We start from the raw sequence: 17908 nt of genomic DNA, 5'->3' as shown, positions 1-17908 counted from the left end.
AGGATGAGATGAAAAAGATAAGATGCGCCCTGATCGGCTCCGGCAATATCGGTACCGATCTTCTCTACAAGCTGCGTCGTTCGGACGTGCTGGAACCGGTGTGGATGGTCGGGATCGATCCGGCATCCGAGGGGCTTGCCCGCGCGCGCGAGATGGGGCTGAAAGTGACCCATGACGGCGTGGACGGGCTTTTGCCCCATGTTCTGAAAGATGGGATCCAGATCGCCTTTGATGCGACCTCGGCCTATGTCCATGCTGAAAACAGCCGCAAGCTCAATGCGCTGGGCGTGCTGATGGTGGACCTGACCCCCGCCGCGATCGGGCCCTTGTGCGTGCCTCCGGTGAACCTGAAGCAGATCGCCGCGCGCGGCGGGCAGATGAACGTCAACATGATCTCATGTGCCGGGCAGGCCACGATTCCCATCGTCAGTGCGGTGGGCGCGGTGCAGCCGGTGGACTATGCCGAGATCATCGCCTCGCTCTCGTCCCTTTCTGTCGGGCCGGGCACGCGCGCCAATCTGGACGAGTTCACCTACACCACCTCCAATGCGCTGGAGAAGGTGGGTGGCGCGCGTCGGGGCAAGGCGCTGGCCATCATCAATCCGGCCGATCCGCCGCTGATCATGCGCAACACCATCTATTGCGAGGTCGAGGGGGTGCCGGATCGTGAGGCGATCACCGCTTCCGTTCTGGAGATGATCCGCCAGGTGCAGCTCTATGTGCCGGGCTACAAGCTGGTGAACGGCCCGGATTTCGAGGGCAACCGCGTGGCCGTCTTCATGGAGGTGGCGGGGCTGGGCGACTATCTGCCCACCTATGCCGGCAATCTCGACATCATGACCGCTGCCGCCGCCCGCACCGCCGAAATGTTCGCGCACGGCATTCTCGACGGCAGTGTCCAACTCAGCCGGCAGGAGGTCGCGTGATGGCGAAGAGCAGGCTCGACGGGCGCAAGGTCGCCCTTCACGACATGTCGCTGCGCGACGGAATGCACGCCAAGCGCGAGCAGATTCCGGTCGAGATGATGGTGAAGATCGCCACGGATCTCGATGCGGCGGGTGTGCCCTATCTGCAGGTCACCCATGGTGCGGGGCTGGGGGGCAACTCGATCCAGCATGGCCGGGCACTGGCCTCGAACGCCGAATATATCTCGGCGGTCGCTTCCGTGGTGAAGCAGGCGGTGATTTCGGTGCTGCTGATCCCCGGTCTTGGCACCATGCGCGAACTGGAGGAGGCGTATGACTGCGGTGCGCGTTCTGTCCATGTGGCGACCCACTGCACGGAAGCCGACACCGCCCCCCAGCACATCGCCTTTGCCCGCAAGCTCGGCATGGATACGAGCGGCTTTTTGATGATGTCGCATCTCAATGATGCCGAGGGCCTGACCAGACAGGCCCTTCTGATGGAGAGCTATGGCGCCAATACGGTCTATGTGACCGATTCAGCCGGCTACATGCTGACCGACGACGTGACCGAAGTGGTCTCCCGCCTGCGTGAGGCGCTGCGGCCGGAAACGGAAATCGGCTTTCATGGTCATCACAATCTGGGGCTTGGCATCGCCAACTCCATTGCGGCCATTGCCGCGGGGGCGAGCCGGATCGATGCATCCCTGGCCGGTCTCGGTGCAGGGGCCGGCAATGCGCCGATCGAGGTTCTGTCGGCCGTCTGCGACCGGATGGGGATCGTTACGGGCGTGGATACCTTCGCGCTGATGGATCTGGCCGAAGACGTGGTGGTGCCATTCATGGATCACATTGTCCGGGTGGATCGTGAATCGCTCACCCTTGGATATGCCGGCGTCTATTCAACCTTCCTTCTGCCTGCCAAGCGGGCGGCCGCGCGCTTTGGCGTGCCCGCGCGCGATATTCTGGTCGAACTCGGCCGCAGGAAGATGATCGGCGGTCAGGAAGACATGATCCAGGACACGGCGATGACCCTCGCCCGTGCGCGCGGACTGCTGGACAACACGATCTGAGACTTCAGACGGGCGGCCCGGCCCGCCGCGGGCACATGCAGATGCAGCCGGGCCGCCCGCAGGAAAGACATATCCGCTGAACGGATAGAAATAATAATCGGGGAGAAACATGAAGCACTCATTGGCCGCCACTCTTTGTGGCGCAACCCTTGCGCTTGTCTCGACATCAGCCTTTGCGATTGATGTCGCGCCGGGTGATTATACGATCCTTCCACCAGACAGCAAGGTGGGGCTTGTATATTACCAGTATTCAACAGCCTCCAATCTGAATCTGGATGGTGTCGGCAAGGTTCCGAATTCGCGGCTGGATGCTTCCGTGGCCATTCTGCGCGGGCTTTACTATTCCGAAGTGGCGGGGTTTCCTGTCATGGTCCAGACGGTCATGCCCATGGGATATTTCCATACGGCACGGATCGGCGATGTGAACCAGGGCCGGGCGACGGGTGTGGGTGATGTCATGTTCGCCGCCACATTCTGGCCGATCAGCCCGTCAAACCCCGAAACGGGAACGACGCTCGGGCTGTCGCTGTTCGTCACTGCCCCGATGGGACATTATCACCCGGAAATGGTCAGTATTGGTGGGGGCGCCGGCGCGGTGACGCCGCAGGTCGGCCTGATCCAGGGGCTGGGTTCCGGCTTCTATCTGGATGCAACGGCGGATGTGGCCCTGAGCTTTGACCATGACGAGCGGGGCGCAACATATTCGCGGGAGGCGGCCTATCAGGTGCAGGTGGCATTGCGCAAGCAGTTCACCCAGACCACATCCATTTCTCTCGCCTATTCATCGCAGTTTGGCGGCGTGCAGAAAGTCAACGGGGTGGAGAACGGAATGAAGACGGACCGGGATCAGGTCCGTCTCTATGCCAATACCTTCATCACCCCCACGACCCAGATTCAGGGCATGTTCGGAACCGATGTCCATGTTGAGGGCGGGTTCAAGTCCGGTGCCGTGCTGGAGTTGCGGCTGATGCAGCTCTTCTAGGGCGCGCCCATCGCGCACCGGGCCGGGTGCCGGCGGTACGTTCACGAACGTACCGCGCTTCACCGGTTTTGCGCGCCATCAGATGGGCCGCCGCCAGAAAGGGCGGCCGGGCGGCGTTCAGTGGCTGATCATCCAGGGGCGTGCGGACGGGAAGCTTTTTGCTCCGCCCGGCCCAACCCGCGTGCGGCTCTGCATCCTCGGGGCGCAGCACCCGCAACCGGAGCCATGGCTTTTCGCCCGTGCGGTTTTCTCCCCATATTCGCCCACGCTCATGGGCGCATTGGAGCTGCGCTCATTGGTGGAGAAGGCATTGCGCCGCCCGGCATCCATGCCGGCAATATGGGGCGCGGTGAAGAAGGCGCGGGGCGAAAAGGCCTTGCACTCCGGGCAGGGCTGCGCTTCCTCGCAGGCGCTCATCGGGTGCATCTGGGTGAAGGGGCCGCAGTCCTCGCACAGATAATCATAGACGGGCATTCAGAATCTCCGCTGCCAACACGCTCTGGATGCGCCGCCGGCGCTTGTTCCGGCGGCGCAGGGTTGGCTCAGTCCTCGTAGGCAATGGGCATGTCGACCGAGCCATCGATGAACTTCTGCGGCCCGGCGGAGCTGGGGCGGATGTCGAAGTCGAAGATCTCGGTGGGCAGCCACAGCGTGGCGCAGGAATTGGGAATATCCACCACCCCGGACAGGTGCCCCTGTACGGGCGCACAGCCGAGGATGGAATAGGCCTGCGCCCCCGAATAGCCGAATTTCTTCAGATATTCGATGGCATTGAGACAGGCCTGCCGATACGCCACATTGGCATCCAGATAATGCTGGGTGCCGCTCTCATCCACCGAGATGCCCTCGAAGATGAGATAGTCCTTGTAGTTGGGCGTGATGGGCGAAGGCTTGAAGATGGGGTTCTTGATCCCGTACTTCGTCATGCCTTCCTTGATGAGATCCACCTTGATGTGCAGCCATGCACCAAACATCTCGATGGCGCCGCAGAAGGTGATTTCGCCATCGCCCTGCGAGAAGTGCATGTCGCCCATGGAAAGGCCGCCGCCATCCACATAGACCGGGAAATAGATGCGTGAGCCGCGCGAGAGGTCCTTGATGTCGCAATTGCCGCCATGCTCGCGCGGGGGCACGGTGCGCGCGCCTTCCGCCGCCACCCTGGCGTGCGTGTCGGTGCCCTTGGCGAGCGAACCCAGATGCGCGGTGCGTGCATGCGGCGGGTTGGCCAGCGGGGGCACGCGGGTGGGGTTGGTGTCGATCAGCGCCTGTTCGCGCGCATTCCACTGGTCCAGCAGCTTCTGCGAGGGCAGGGTGCCGATCAGGCCGGGATGGATGAGGCCGGCAAAGCCGACGCCGGGAATGTGGCGCGAGCGGGTGAACATGCCCTCATAGTGCCAGACGGATTTCTGGGCGAGGGGGAAATGCTCGGTGAGGAAGCCGCCGCCATTCTTCTTCGAGAAGAAGCCGTTGAAGCCCCATTCATGGCCTTCCAGCGTGCCGGCGTCCAGAATGTCCACCACCAGCAGGTCGCCGGGCTCGGCGCCCTTCACGCCAATGGGGCCGGAGAGATAGTGCACGGTGGTGAGATCGACATCGCGGATATCATCGGCGCTGTCGTCATTCTTGATCGCGCCGCCGGTCCAGTCCACCGTTTCGACCCGGAAATCCGCGCCGGGCTCCACCCAGACATTGATCGGAATATCCGGATGCCAGCGATTGTGGAGATGTTCGTTCTCCGTCGCCGGCCGGGAGAGATCAACCGATATAAGGGTCTCTGGCATGGGGCATTTCCTCTGTGCTGTGGAACAGGAAACTTATCGCTTGTGCCTCGTCGATCTGTGCACGCCTGACCTCGTGGACGAGAAGGCCATACTCGACCAGCCCGTCGCATTCTGCAATATCGGAAAGTGAAATATGGAAGTGGCCTGAACAGGATGATGGAGCACGCTGGTGGAACCGGCGGCATCCGGGCAGGGTTTCGGCGGGACCGGATGCATGTGCCCGCAGGCTTTCAGCGGGCGCGCCCGGCCTTTGCGCCACCGGCCCCGGCGCGTCGTCCCGCGCTGGTGCGCGTGTTGCGTCCCGCCTTGCCCGGCTGGGTTGGCTTTGCCGCCCTGGGCCAGCGCTCCGGCCATGAGGCCAGATGATCGACCAGCTCGAACAGGCCGAAATCACCTTCCAGCCCGGCCACGCGGCCGGCGACAGAGATGCCGGATGTGACCACGGTTTCCTGTGTGCCGGAGACCAGCGGATGCCAGAAGGGAAGATCCTTGCCCTCGCGGATCAGGCGATAGCCGCAGGTGGGGGGCAGCCAGCTCAGGGTTTCCACGACCTCCGGGGTCAGGCGCACGCATTCGGGCACGGTCTGGCTGCGGTTGGGGTAATCGGCGCAGCGGCAGGTATCCATGTCGAACAGGCGGCAGGCCACATCCGTATAGGCAATCTGCCCGCTATCCTCATCCTCCAGCTTCACGAGGCAGCACCGCCCGCACTGGTCGCACAGGCTTTCCCACTGCTCGGCGCTCATGGCGGCCAGCGGGGTGGTGCGCCAGAAAGGCTCGGCCGGGGGTGTTTCCGGGGCGGCGGGGGATGAAGGGGAGGGCTGGTCTGGGGCTGTCAGCGTCGCGGTCATGGGCATGCCTTAGCATAAATGCGCGCGTTTGGCCTCACCCGCGCAGGGCGCGCGCCACGGTTTCAAATTCGTGGTCGGTGTTGTCCAGATGCGGGGTCAGGCGCAGAAGGGCCAGATGCGGCTGGGTGGCGCGGCCGGACAGGGGTTCCTCGAACGGGGGATGGCACCATTTGGCAATGATCCGCGCGGCCTGAAGGTTCTGCTCCAGCCGGGGGCGCTCGGCTGCGGGAATCGCCAGCGTCACCTGCCCGGGCGCGCGGGGCGGTGCCTGCCGCCCTTCTCCGGGCCGGATGAGCCAGCGTTCCAGCTGTGCCGCGACAAGAGCGGCGCGCAAGGCTTCCTCGCGCCCCGCCAGCCCGCAGGAGATGCGCTCCAACCCGTGGGCAAGCGCCCTGTCCAGTGCCACGCCCAGCGCGAGCCTCAGGCCGGTATGGGCGTCATAAGGCTCAAGATCCGCCGCGGTGATGCCCAGAATCCGTGTGCCCGTGGGCGAAAGGGCGGCAAGTGCCGTGGTGCGCGGGGCGCGCAGCCATTTGCGGGCGGTGCCAACCAGCAGGTCACAGCCGAGAGCGGCCATGGAGACCGCAATACGCCCGAAGGCCTGCGCCCCATCCACCACAAGCAGTGTGTGCGGCGGGCGGGGCAGGGCCCCAATACCCTCCACGGGATAGCGCAGGCCCTCCGCGCTGGTGACCATGGGCAGGATGAGCGCGGCCACATCCTCATCCAGTCGCGCTGCCCATGCCTCGGGCGCAAAGGCCTCCTCTTCCGGTATCACCTCCAGCACAAGGCCGTAAATGCGGGTCATCTGCCGGAGGATGCGCACATGCGCGCCCCATTCATGCGGGGCCACGATGATGCGTCGCCCGGCGAGCGGCAGGCGGGCGATGGCGCCCAGCCATGTCTGGGTGGTGGTGTGGCCCAGCACGATCTGTCCGGCCGGCGCATCCAGAAGCCGGGCCGCGCTCTGGCGCACATCATCCAGCGCGGCCTGCATCTGCGGTGTGGTGATGAGGGACGGATGCTCAAGTTCCCGCCGGGCCTCCAGCGCCAGACGCTCCCGCGTTGCCCGCTCCGGCAGGCCATGGCTTGCGGCATTGAGATAGACAGGCAAGGCCGGATGCTCCCGCTGGGCGCTGACATGCAGCAAACAGGTGAGGCGATATGGCGCCCGGAATGGCGGTTTGCACCGGAACAGGGCACCCGCACAAGCCCGGGAGCGTTTGCCTGCCTGCGATGAAACAGGCAAACGCTCCGCTCTTCAAGATACCGCTTTCAGCCCCTTTGAAGATCAGTCCACATAACCATTGGCCTTGAGCCAGGACACCACGGCATCGGCCATGGCCTGCGGGCTTTCGGCGCCGGCGGAAAGGGTGATCTCGGCGGCTTCCGGCTTTTCATAGGGGCTGTCAATGCCGGTGAAGTTCTTGATCTGCCCGGCGCGCGCCCGCTTGTAGAGGCCCTTCACGTCCCGCGCCTCCGCCACTTCCAGCGGGGTATCGACGAAGATCTCCACGAACTCGCCCGCCCCCAGCAGCTCGCGCGCCAGACGGCGCTCGGCGCGGAAGGGGGAGATGAAGGAGACGAGGGTGATCAGGCCGGCATCGGTAAAGAGTTTCGACACCTCGGCCACGCGGCGGATATTCTCCACCCGGTCGGCATCGGTGAAGCCCAGATCCCGGTTCAGCCCGTGGCGCACATTGTCGCCATCCAGCAGATAGGTGTGGCGGCCTTCCGCATTGAGCTTCTTCTCCACCAGATTGGCGATGGTGGACTTGCCCGCTCCGGAAAGGCCGGTGAACCACAGCACGGCGGGCTTCTGCCCCTTCAGCGCCGCGCGGCTCTGCTTGGAGACATTCAGCTCCTGCCAGTGCACATTGGTGGCACGGCGCAGGCCGAAATCCACCATGCCCGCGCCAACCGTCAGATTGCTCATCCGGTCGATGACGATGAAGGCCCCGGTCTTCGGATTGTCCGCGAACGGATCGAAGGCGACCGGTTCATGGGTGGAGAAGTTCACCACCGCCACCTCGTTCAGCGCCAGTGTCTTGGCGGCGAGGCGCTGGAAGGTGTTCACATCCACCTTGTGCTTGATCTCGGTGACGGTCGCGCCCACTGTGCGGGTGCCGATCTTGATGAGATAGGGCCGGCCCGGCAGCAGCGCCTCATCATGCATCCAGATGAGATGGGCGGCGAACTGGTCGGAGACCTCCGGCCGGTCGGACGCGGCGGCGAGGATGTCGCCGCGCGAGGCATCCACCTCATCCGTCAGGGTCAGTGTCACGGCCTCGCCGGCTGAGGCCTCCTCCAGCTCGCCATCGGCGGTGACGATGGATTTGATGCGGCTGGTCGCGCCGGAACCGGCCACCACCACGGCATCACCGGGGCGCACAATGCCGGAGGCAATGGTGCCGGAAAAGCCGCGGAAGTCGAGATTCGGCCGGTTCACCCACTGCACCGGCAGGCGGAAGGGGCGGGCCAGCGCCTCGTTTTCCACCGCCACATTCTCCAGATGCTGGAGCAAAGTGGGGCCGCTGTACCAGGGCGTGTTTTCACTGCGCGCGATGACATTGTCGCCAAAGCGGGCGGAAAGCGGAATCGGCACCAGCGTATCGAAGCCGAAATCGGCGACGAATTCGGAATAGGTCTTCACGATCTCGTCGAACCGCTCCTGCGAGAAGTCCACAAGGTCGATCTTGTTCACCGCCAGAACCACATGCTGCAAGCCCAGCAGCTTGACGATGTAGGAGTGGCGGCGGGTCTGGGTCAGGATGCCCTGTCGGGCATCGACCAGAATGATGGCGAGATCCGAGTTGGAGGCGCCCGTTGCCATGTTGCGCGTATATTGCTCATGGCCGGGGGTGTCGGCGACGATGAACTTGCGCTTGTCGGTGGCGAAGAAGCGATAGGCCACATCAATGGTGATGCCCTGCTCGCGCTCGGCGGCAAGCCCGTCCACCAGCAAGGCGAAGTCCAGATCCTCACCCGCCGTGCCATGCTTGCGCGAATCCGCCGAAAGGGTGGCGATCTGGTCCTCGAACAGCAGCTTGGTGTCATAGAGCAGGCGGCCGATGAGCGTGCTCTTGCCGTCATCCACGCTGCCGCAGGTGAGGAAGCGCAGCAGGCTCTTGTTTTCCTGCGCGGCCAGATATTCGGAAAAAGCCGAGGCTTCAGGCTGACGGGTCATCAGAAATAGCCCTCCCGCTTCTTCTTTTCCATGGAGGCGGCCTCGTCATGGTCGATCAGGCGACCGGCGCGCTCGGAGGTGCGGGCGGTGAGCATTTCACCGACAATCTCCTCCAGCGTGTCGGCATCGCTCTCCACCGCGGCGGTGAGCGGATAGCAGCCGAGCGTGCGGAAACGGATGCGCTTCTTCTGCGGCACCTCGCCGGGATTCAGCGGCAGGCGCTCGTCATCCACCATGATGAGCTGGCCACCCCGCTCCACCACCGGGCGCTCGGCGGCGAAATAAAGCGGCACGATCGGAATGTTCTCGGCCAGGATATATTGCCAGATATCCAGCTCGGTCCAGTTGGAGAGCGGGAAGACGCGGATACTCTCGCCCGGCTTTACGCGGGTGTTGTAGAGATTCCACAGCTCCGGGCGCTGGCTTTTGGGGTCCCAGCCGTGATTGGCGGTGCGGAAGGAGAAGATGCGCTCCTTGGCGCGGCTCTTTTCCTCGTCGCGCCGCGCGCCGCCGAAGGCCGCATCGAAGCCGTGCTTGGTCAGCGCCTGCTTCAGCGCCTCGGTCTTCATCACATGGGTGTAGAGATTGGAGCCGTGATCGAACGGATTGATGTTCTGCGCCAGCCCGTCCGGATTGGTGTGGGTGAGCAGCTCGAAGCCCAGCTCCCGCGCCATCCGGTCACGGAAGGAGATCATCTCCCGGAATTTCCAGGTGGTGTCCACATGCAGCAGCGGGAAGGGCGGCTTGGAAGGATAGAAGGCCTTCACCGCCAGATGCAGCATCACGGCCGAATCCTTGCCGATGGAATAGAGCATCACCGGGTTGGAGAATTCGGACGCCACCTCCCGCATGATGAAGATGGATTCGGCCTCCAGACGCTTGAGGTGCGTCATGCGATCAGACGACATCGTCGCGGCAACTCCTTGGGGCATTCTCTGCTGTGAAAATGCGGATATTCAACATGCGGAAGCGTGCGCCACGCGGCAGCCATCCCTGGTGCGCGCGGCCGGCAAGCCCAGCCTGCTGCGCCTAGGGGTTAGCGCGTTGCCAGCTTTTAATCAATATTCCTTGTGATTTTTATTTATAAAACAGATTGTGAATGTGATTATGGGCGGGCACCCTCACCGTCGCACGAAACGGCCCACCAGTTCCACATGGGGCGAGTAGCGGAACTGGTCCACGGGGGTCACGCTTTCCAGCACCCAGCCGCCATCCAGAAGAATGCGGGCATCGCGCGCAAAGCTGGCGACATTGCAGGAGACATAGACCAGCCGGGAGAGCTTTGCGCCCGCCAGCTCGCGCGCCTGCGCCTCGGCCCCCTGCCGGGGCGGGTCCATTACCACCAGATCGAAGGCCGCCAGTTCCGGGGCCAGCAGCGGGCGGCGGAAGAGATCGCGCACCTCGCCCTTCACGGCCTTCAGGCCGGGGGCGGTGTGGCTGGCGGCCTGAAGGGCCTTGATGGCGCCGGCATGGCTTTCGGCGGCGAAGACCTGTGCGGTTTCGGCCAGACGCAGGGCAAAGGTGCCGACGCCCGAGAACAGGTCCGCCACCTTCCTGGCGCCGGCTGCCGCCTCATTCACCAGCCGCGCCAGGGTTTCCTCGCCCAAGGCGGTGGCCTGAAGGAAGGCGGCGGCGGGCAGTTCCACCCGCGCCCGGCCCATGGTGAGCGTGGGGGCGGCGCGTTGCAGCAGCAGTTCCCCATGGCGGGTGAAACGGGCCAGGTTGAAGCGCTCGGCAATCTCCGCCAGATCCATCAGTGCGGTCGGGGGAATCGGGCCGGAGCCACGGACATCCATATCCAGCCCGGTTTGCGTGGCGATGAGCTGGAGATCCAGCGGCTTGTTCATGGATGCCAGCATCTCCGCCACCGCGCGCGCGGCCGGCAGCGCCTTGTCCAGCTCCGGGGCGAGGACCGGGCACTGCGCCATGTCCACCATGGTGTGGGAGCGTCGCTCGGCAAAGCCCACAACTGTGCGCCGGCCATAGCGCCGGGCATGAAAGATGGCCCGCCGCCGCCCCGCACCATGGGCATCGATGACGGGGGTGATATCGGTCTCGATCCGCTCCCGCCCGAGCGCTTCGGCGACGAGAGAATGTTTCCAGCGCAGATAGGGTTCGGCCTGCCAGTGCTGCAACAGGCAGCCGCCGCAGCGCCCGAAATGGGTGCAGGCCGGGTCCGTGCGTTCCGCGCTGGGGGTGAGGATGGCCTCCAGCCGGAAACGGTCCTTGTCCAGCGTGCCACGCACCTCCTCGCCCGGCAGGGCATAGGGCACGAAGACCGGACCGTTCCCCGTCTGGGCGATGCCGTCTCCCTGCGCGCCCATGCGGGCGATGGTGAGCGTGTGCAGGGCCTCGCGGCCCATGGTGTCTGTCATGGCTGTCATTGCGCCCGCACGGCTCCCAGCAGAAATTCACGGTTGCCATCGCCGCCGGCAATGGGAGAGGGGATGATGCCCTGCACCTGCCAGCCCAGTGCCTGCACGCTGGCGCGCGCGGCGGCGCACACCTCCTCATGCACCTGCGGGTCGCGCACGATGCCTTTCTTGAGGGCGCTGCGGCCGGCCTCGAACTGCGGCTTCACCAGCGCCACCAGATGCGCCCCCGCCCCGGCGCAGGCGAGGGCCGCCGGCAGGATCTGGGAAAGGGAGATGAAGCTGGCATCCATCACCACCATATCCACCGGCCCGCCAAGGGCCTGCGGGCTCACGGTGCGAATGTCCGTCCCCTCCATCACCGTCACGGCCGGGTTCCGGCGCAGGCGTGGGTGCAGCTGGTCATGCCCCACATCCACGGCGAAGACATGCGCGGCGCCCCGCCGCAGCAGCACTTCCGTAAAACCGCCGGTGGATGAGCCGACATCCAGCGCGCGCATCCCTTCCGGGTCCAGGTCAAAGGCTGCGAGCGCGGCCTCCAGCTTCAGCGCCCCGCGCGAGACATAGTCATGAATGTCCTGCGCCTCGATCCGCGCATCTTCGGCAATATCGGCGGAGGGCTTGGAGATGACAGCGCCATTCACGCGCACCAGCCCCGCCTGCACGGCGGCCTGCGCCCGTGCGCGGCTTTCAAAGAGCCCGCGTTCCACCAGAAGACGATCTATGCGCATGCCTCGGCCCGCTGCGATGCCGCCCCGGTTCAGCTTCGAATGGTTCCAGAGGCGTTCGGGCTGTGCATAGGGCAAGGTGGGAGCGAGCGCAAATCCTCCCGGCTCTGGCCTTGCAGGCGGGGGCAGTGCCATTGTGGGGGTGAAAGACAGGAAGGGAGAGCGCAGCATGGATGATGTGGCCCGCCATTATGGAGATGATCTTCCATCCGCGCCGCCTCTGGCCGTGCGCATCGCCGCGCGTCTTGAGGCGGCCGGGAAGGACATGGCCCATCTCACCACGAGGGATCTGCGCGCGGTGGATGAGTTTCATATCCGCGGCCATGCGGCGACGCTTGAAATCGCCGCGCATCTGGCGCTTGCGCCGGAAAGCCGGGTGCTGGACATTGGCAGCGGGCTGGGCGGCCCGGCGCGGGCGCTGGCGGAGCTGCATGGCTGCCATGTCACCGGCATTGACCTCAGCCCGGCCTATTGCGCCGCCGCCGCCGAGTTGAGCGACTGGGTGGGGCTGGGGAACAAGGTGGCCTTTCAGGCCGGTGATGCAACCTGCCTGCCCTTTGCCGACGCCAGTTTCGATGCCGCCTTCACCATTCATGTGGCGATGAATATCGCCGCGAAGGACCGTATGTATGCCGAGGCGCACCGGGTGCTGAAGCATGGCGGGCGGTTCGTCATCTATGACATCTTGCAGGGCGAGGGGGGAGAGGTGCTCTATCCGGTGCCCTGGGCGCGTACCCCTGCCATCAGCCATCTGGCCACGGCCGCACAGATGGGGAGCCTGCTGGAGGCGGCGGGCTTCGACCTTCTGGAGATGGTCGATACCACGCAGGAAAGCGCGGACTGGTTCAGCCAGATGCCATCCGCCCCGGCCGGGCCGGCGCAACTGCCGAACCTGGCGCTGCTGCTGGGGCCGGATTTCCCGCAGATGATGCGCAACCAGATCCGCAATCTGAAGGAGCGGCGCATTGCGGTGGTGCGCCTTGTGTGCGTGCGCGCCGGCTGAGAAGCGCGCTTGCAAAATGCGGGAAGCCGCCGGTGAGGGCCGGCGGCTTCCATGGTTCAGGCCGGTGGGCGAAAGGGCTCAGCTGGCGCTGTCCGTGCGGTTCTGGTTGGTTTCAAACAGGAACCACAGCCGCTTTTCAGCCTCATCGATATAGCCTTCCAGCAGCCCGGCCGAGGCGATGTCATCGGCCTCATCGCAGATGGCGTGGGCATTGCGGATGGTCTTGATGATCGCCTTGTTGTCGGCGATCAGTTCCTCGAACATGGCTTCGGGGGTGATGAAGCCATCATTGTTTTCCTTCAGCGTGGTGAGCTTGAGCACTTCCGCGAAAGAGTGGATGGTGGGCGCGCCCAGCTTGCGGACCCGCTCCGCCAGATCATCGAACGTGGCGAAGATGGTGCCCGCCTGCTCATCCAGCAGCAGATGATAGTCGCGGAAATGCTTGCCGCTGACATGCCAGTGGAAGTTCTTCGTCTTCAGATAAAGGACGAAGGCATCCGCCAGCACCTGGTTGAGAGCGGCAGCGACCTTGGCGACCTGGGCCGGCTCAAGGTCCGTGGGCGTCGCCAATGCGCCACCGCCCGACTTTTTGGAGAGGGAACGAACGACAGTCATGGGGCGTACTCCTGTGTTTCTGCCCTCATGATGACTCATGTTTACCAAAACGCAAAGTTTTCGTGCATCATTTTTCTGTTTCAGGGGCAGATCTGAAATGGAATGAGTTTAGCGCCTCTTCTTAATACATATGTGACAAAGGCTTGGGTCCAGTCTGATGTAGTTCAAAGTTATTGCGGTGCAGTATTCACATCGTCCGATTGTGTGTTTGCGGTAGACTTGCCTGCCGGGGCGGCGCTCTCCGGAGTGGCCATTTCCTTTCGCAGCTCCGCCCAGCTTGCGCCGGCAATGAGGCCGGGGCTCTTCCAGACCTGGGTCAGCGTGCCTTCGCCATTCACCTCGCCGATAAAGGCCGCGCGGGTGATATGCCGGTTGGGCAGCATCTGGACGATGTCACCGGTGAGGCTGAGCTGCCGGATATTGGTCATGGCATCGGCCACCGGGGCGGCATCGGTGGTGCCTGCCTTGGCGACAGCCTTCGCCCAGATGCTGAAGCCCAGACGGTGGGCCTCCACCCGGTCGCTCGCCAGTCTTTCCGGGTCCTTGCTGAAGGCCCTCCAGCGTTCCAGAAACGCCTTGTTGTCCGGGGTGGGGGATGAGGTGACATAATTGCCGGCGATCAGCGTGCCTGTCATGGCGCGCCAGTCGAGCCGGGTCAGGTCTTCCTCGCCGAGGGAGAGGCTGAGCACGATGAGCTGGTTGGATGTGCCGGCAGATGTGGCAGGGGGGGCGGGCGCGGCAAGGGGAGCAGGTGTGGCATCGGCCGGCACCGCCTGCGGGGCAGCCTCCGCCATCTGGCCGGAGAGCCCTTGTGCGGCAAGCGCCTTGTAGAAGCCGTTATTGGCCTGGTCGCCCATCAGGGTGGAGATGACAGCGGTCTTGTCCCCGTGCCCGGCAAAGGCCCGGATATCGGCAAGGATGCCGGACCAGTCCGAGATGTCGGGCGGGGTGTCGATGATGAGGATGTTGCGGGCGGGCACGCCGCGGGCCTTCAGCTCGGCCTCGATGATGCGGTTGGTGGCGCGGGGCCATTTGCCGTCCGTTCCCAGCAGAACCCAGCGCTCCACACCCTTGCCGGAGGCCAGATAGTCGACCGCCGGCAGCGCCTGCTGGTTGGGGGCCGCGCCGGTGTGCAGCACCTTCGGGGGGCTGTCATCGCCACTGGTGGGGGCGGAATCGAACAGCAGGGCATTGGAGCCGGCAAAGAGCTTCTGCACGTCCGGTCCGCTCTCGTCCAGATTCGCGCTGAAGATGACGGAGACATGATCCCGGTTGAGCAGTTCCTGCGCCGCCTCGGCCTGTGCCTGTGGCAGGCTGGTGGGGGAGACGGCCACCGCCTCGAGCTTGCGTTCGAGCAGGCCGCCCTTGCGGTTCTGCTCCTCGATCAGCATCACGATGATGTCCTTCAGCATCGCGGCATTGCCGGTGGTGTCGAGAGCAGGCTCAAGAATGCCGATACGGATGGGCGTCTTCTTCTTCGCATTCGCCGTGGCCGGCGCCGCAACGAGAAGAGCCGCTCCTGCCGCCGCGACCACCAGCAGGGTGGCCAGAAGCCCCAGTTTGCCACGTGTCCATCTGTGCACCTTACTCATGCCTCATCTCTTTCTGGTGCCACCCGGGCAAGGCAAGCCATAGGCGCAGGCGCCGCTCTCCGGGCTTCAGGGATGTTCATTGTGTGCTGTCGGCTATGGCAGCGGGGTGCTTTTCACATGGCTGGATTAAGGAATTTCACCCTGCCGGCCGTTTCCCGGCCGGACTGGTGCATTTTTGCATCGCTCCTGCCGAAGCTTGTGTCCTTCATGCTGCGCCGGGCGGCCAAATAATCCTGCTCCGGCAAAAAAGATCCTGCCGCGCCGGAAAGTGTCTTGACGAAAGCGTCCGCCCGACATTCGGTGCGCTACCCGATCCGATGCAGGCAGCAGGGAGCAACCCGCGTGGACGAACTGATCTCCGGTTACAAAAGGTTCCGTGAAATTGCGTGGCCCGAACGCAAGCAGGTTTTCGAGCAGCTCGCCGCCAGGGGGCAGAAGCCGGAAACACTGGTCATTGCCTGTTCGGACAGCCGCGTTGACCCGCAGATGATCTTCAATGCCGGCCCCGGCGAGATGTTCATCGTGCGCAACGTCGCCAATCTGGTGCCCCCCTTCGGCCCGGATGCGAACCATCACGGTACCTCGGCCGCGATCGAGTTTGCCGTGCGGGTGCTGAAGGTGAAGAATATCGTGGTGATGGGCCATGCCCAGTGCGGCGGTGTGAGCGCGCTGCTGGATGGCGCCCCTCCCGGTGCACGGGACTTCGTGCCCGGATGGATGGAGATTGCCGAACCGGCGCGTGAACGTGCTATGGCTTCCAATCTGCCTCCGGCCGAACGCCAGCGCTTCTGTGAACAGTGCTGCGTCCAGCTTTCCCTCGAGAACCTTCATTCCTTCCCCTGGATCGCCGAACGTGTGAAGGCCGGAGACCTGACCCTGAACGGGGCATATTTCGGTGTGGCAACCGGCCAGCTCGAACTGCTGGGCGCCGATGGCCGCTTCCAGTGTGTGCCGATCTGAGGACATTGATTTAATTCTGTCATGGCCCTGAGAGATATGATCTCGGATCATGTCTGCCGGGCTCGCTTATGCCCGGCCTGAACGCGGTTGGGGGCTGGGCGCGTGCGCTCCCGCGAGAGAGGTGGTTGCATGTCGGTTGTGAATGATCCCAGGAAGGTGGTGGATGCAGTGAACACTGCCATTGGCGCGCCCATGGCGCATGAGCATGTCGCGGACATCGTTGAGTTGCTCAATGAGAAGAGCAATGAGGATGTCATCGAGATCATTACACGCATGCCGCTGGAATGGGCTGTGGAGGTCTTCGACCAGCCCCAGTTCCAGGATGCGAGCGAGATTCTGGCCACCCTCCCGCAGGACAAGGCCATCGCCCTGCTGGAAGGCATGTCCGCCGACCGCGCGGTGGATGTGCTGCGCTGGGTGGAGGAGGATGACCGGGCCCGCCTGCATCAGGGTCTTTCGCCCGAGACCCGCGCCTCTGTCGATCATCTCATGTCCTATGCCGAGGGTACGGCAGGCTCGATGATGACCACCGAGTTCGTGAGCGTGCCCTCTACCTGGACCGTGCAGCAGACCATCGAGCATATCCGCAGGGTCGAGCGCTCGCGCGAGACGGTCTATGCCATCTATGTGCTGAACCCCTCCACGCACCGCCTCGAGAACATGGTGACCCTGCGCCGGCTGATCGCGGCCGAGCCGGACGACAATGTGCTTGTCGCCTCTCTCTCGCATCCGGTCATCACCCTCACGCCGGCGATGACGCGCGAGGATGTGGCCCGCGTCATCTCCAAATATGACGTGCTGGCCCTGCCGGTGGTGGACAGCACCAATCATGTGCTGGGCATCATCACGGTGGATGACGTCATCGACGCCATGATCGAGGAGCAGACCGAGGACGTGCAGCGCATGGGCGGCATGGAAGCGATCGACATGCCCTATTTCGAGATCTCCTTCGCGCACATGATCAAGAAGCGCGCCGGCTGGCTGTGCGTGCTGTTCCTTGCGGAAATGCTCACCGCCTCGGCCATGCAGGTGTTCGAGGACGAGCTGGAGAAGGCCATCGTGCTGGCCCTGTTCATCCCGCTGGTGATGAGCTCGGGCGGCAATTCCGGCTCCCAGGCCACCTCCCTCATCATCCGCGCCCTGGCGCTGCGGGAGGTGACGCTGAAGGACTGGTGGCGCGTGGCGCTGCGTGAATTGCCGACAGGTATCGTGCTGGGCGCCATTCTCGGCATGATCGGTATTGTCCGCATCGCGGTGTGGCAGGGCATCGGCTTCTTCGATTATGGCGAGCACTGGGTGATTCTGGCCGTCACCATCGGCGTGGCGCTGGTCGGCATCGTGACGTTCGGCTCCATCACCGGCTCGCTGCTGCCGTTCATCATCAAGCGCGTGGGGTTCGATCCGGCCTCCGCCTCGGCGCCCTTTGTCGCCACGCTGGTCGATGTGACCGGTATCGTCATCTATTTCTCGGTGGCCTGGCTGCTGCTGTCCGGCACCATCCTGTAATGGTGCGGCACCGGGTGCAGCCGGCCCGCTGAGCGGGTGGAACAGGAGCCGCGCATGGAAACATGCGCGGCCTTTTCATGTTCCGGTTGTGCGGCGCGCGCCCTGCACCCGGAGGAAAGCCGGGCAACGATTCGAGGGGCCGGCGGGCCCTGCCAAGCCTCTGATGAAATGCGATGCGCCTGTCTTTTCAGTCTGTTGCCTTCAGCGGGGCGGGGCTTGTCCACATAATCCCCCGTTTTTCAAAAGTCGGCAGAATGTGATCCGCGAGACATTCCTTTTGCGGTGCACTCGCTCTAATGAGTTGATCCACCAGCTTTTTCAAAGCAGCCCTCCAGAAGGGCCGAGCCTGTTGCAGA

Annotated in this window: 17 protein-coding genes; 7 read left to right on the top strand and 10 right to left on the bottom strand. The window is 64.1% G+C overall.

The window, feature by feature from the left end; translation table 11 throughout:
* Positions 1-8 precede the first annotated feature (8 nt).
* From ACT6QG_RS03780 to ACT6QG_RS03770, 3 genes are all read left to right on the top strand, one after another.
* Positions 9-926: an acetaldehyde dehydrogenase (acetylating) gene (locus ACT6QG_RS03780; RefSeq protein WP_444976273.1), complete on the top strand. Its 918-nt coding sequence runs from the start codon at positions 9-11 to the stop codon at positions 924-926.
* Positions 926-1975 (top strand): 4-hydroxy-2-oxovalerate aldolase, encoded by a 1050-nt coding sequence (dmpG, locus tag ACT6QG_RS03775; RefSeq protein WP_444976272.1) that lies wholly within the window; start codon positions 926-928, stop codon positions 1973-1975. The genes ACT6QG_RS03780 and dmpG overlap by 1 nt, the downstream gene beginning before the upstream one ends.
* Positions 1976-2084: 109 nt before the next feature.
* Positions 2085-2957, top strand: a complete 873-nt coding sequence (locus ACT6QG_RS03770) for a transporter (RefSeq protein WP_444976271.1) — start codon at positions 2085-2087, stop codon at positions 2955-2957.
* A 117-nt stretch (positions 2958-3074) separates the two neighbouring features.
* Here ACT6QG_RS03770 and ACT6QG_RS03765 read toward each other — a convergent pair whose 3' ends face one another.
* From ACT6QG_RS03765 to cysD, 6 genes are all read right to left on the bottom strand, one after another.
* On the bottom strand, positions 3075-3431 hold the full coding sequence (locus ACT6QG_RS03765) for an FmdB family zinc ribbon protein (RefSeq protein WP_444976270.1): 357 nt from the start codon (positions 3429-3431) through the stop codon (positions 3075-3077).
* Between the two features lie 68 nt (positions 3432-3499).
* Complete coding sequence (fmdA, locus tag ACT6QG_RS03760) at positions 3500-4738, bottom strand: formamidase (protein ID WP_444976269.1); 1239 nt, start codon at positions 4736-4738, stop codon at positions 3500-3502.
* Positions 4739-4968: 230 nt separating this feature from the next.
* Entirely contained in the window at positions 4969-5589 is a 621-nt protein-coding gene (locus ACT6QG_RS03755) for a YcgN family cysteine cluster protein (RefSeq protein WP_444976268.1), read from the bottom strand.
* A 34-nt stretch (positions 5590-5623) separates the two neighbouring features.
* Positions 5624-6703, bottom strand: a complete 1080-nt coding sequence (locus ACT6QG_RS03750) for an aminotransferase class V-fold PLP-dependent enzyme (protein ID WP_444976267.1) — start codon at positions 6701-6703, stop codon at positions 5624-5626.
* Between the two features lie 177 nt (positions 6704-6880).
* Positions 6881-8776: a sulfate adenylyltransferase subunit CysN gene (gene cysN, locus ACT6QG_RS03745; protein ID WP_444976266.1), complete on the bottom strand. Its 1896-nt coding sequence runs from the start codon at positions 8774-8776 to the stop codon at positions 6881-6883.
* Positions 8776-9684: a sulfate adenylyltransferase subunit CysD gene (gene cysD / locus ACT6QG_RS03740; protein ID WP_444976265.1), complete on the bottom strand. Its 909-nt coding sequence runs from the start codon at positions 9682-9684 to the stop codon at positions 8776-8778. The genes cysN and cysD overlap by 1 nt, the downstream gene beginning before the upstream one ends.
* Between cysD and ACT6QG_RS03735 the strand changes: the two genes are divergently transcribed.
* The gene (locus tag ACT6QG_RS03735; RefSeq protein WP_444976264.1) at positions 9668-9850 is read left to right on the top strand and encodes a hypothetical protein; all 183 of its coding nucleotides are present in this window, start codon (positions 9668-9670) and stop codon (positions 9848-9850) included. The genes cysD and ACT6QG_RS03735 overlap by 17 nt on opposite strands.
* Positions 9851-9897: 47 nt before the next feature.
* On the opposite strand, the gene ACT6QG_RS03730 is transcribed toward ACT6QG_RS03735, so the two are convergent.
* Positions 9898-11151 (bottom strand): class I SAM-dependent RNA methyltransferase, encoded by a 1254-nt coding sequence (locus ACT6QG_RS03730; RefSeq protein WP_444976263.1) that lies wholly within the window; start codon positions 11149-11151, stop codon positions 9898-9900.
* A gap of 5 nt (positions 11152-11156) precedes the next feature.
* Positions 11157-11879, bottom strand: a complete 723-nt coding sequence (locus ACT6QG_RS03725) for a TlyA family RNA methyltransferase (protein WP_444976262.1) — start codon at positions 11877-11879, stop codon at positions 11157-11159.
* Between the two features lie 166 nt (positions 11880-12045).
* Here ACT6QG_RS03725 and ACT6QG_RS03720 point away from each other — a divergent pair, with 166 nt between their 5' ends.
* Positions 12046-12879, top strand: coding sequence for a class I SAM-dependent methyltransferase (locus tag ACT6QG_RS03720; protein ID WP_444976261.1), 834 nt, complete (start codon positions 12046-12048; stop codon positions 12877-12879).
* A 78-nt stretch (positions 12880-12957) separates the two neighbouring features.
* On the opposite strand, the gene ACT6QG_RS03715 is transcribed toward ACT6QG_RS03720, so the two are convergent.
* Both ACT6QG_RS03715 and ACT6QG_RS03710 read right to left on the bottom strand, forming a co-directional pair.
* The gene (locus ACT6QG_RS03715) at positions 12958-13494 is read right to left on the bottom strand and encodes a Dps family protein (protein WP_444976260.1); all 537 of its coding nucleotides are present in this window, start codon (positions 13492-13494) and stop codon (positions 12958-12960) included.
* A 170-nt stretch (positions 13495-13664) separates the two neighbouring features.
* A complete protein-coding gene (locus ACT6QG_RS03710) occupies positions 13665-15086 on the bottom strand; it encodes a transporter substrate-binding protein (protein ID WP_444976259.1) in 1422 nt (473 codons plus the stop codon).
* 342 nt (positions 15087-15428) lie between these two features.
* Here ACT6QG_RS03710 and ACT6QG_RS03705 point away from each other — a divergent pair, with 342 nt between their 5' ends.
* Both ACT6QG_RS03705 and mgtE read left to right on the top strand, forming a co-directional pair.
* Complete coding sequence (locus tag ACT6QG_RS03705) at positions 15429-16046, top strand: carbonic anhydrase (RefSeq protein ID WP_444976258.1); 618 nt, start codon at positions 15429-15431, stop codon at positions 16044-16046.
* Positions 16047-16175: 129 nt separating this feature from the next.
* Entirely contained in the window at positions 16176-17552 is a 1377-nt protein-coding gene (gene mgtE, locus ACT6QG_RS03700; protein ID WP_444976257.1) for a magnesium transporter, read from the top strand.
* Positions 17553-17908: the final 356 nt, after the last annotated feature.

The organism is Haloleucobacter ellipsoideus, assembly GCF_052491725.1.
Note: the sequence above shows the minus strand (reverse complement) of the source record. Positions and strands in the feature narration are given on the sequence as shown.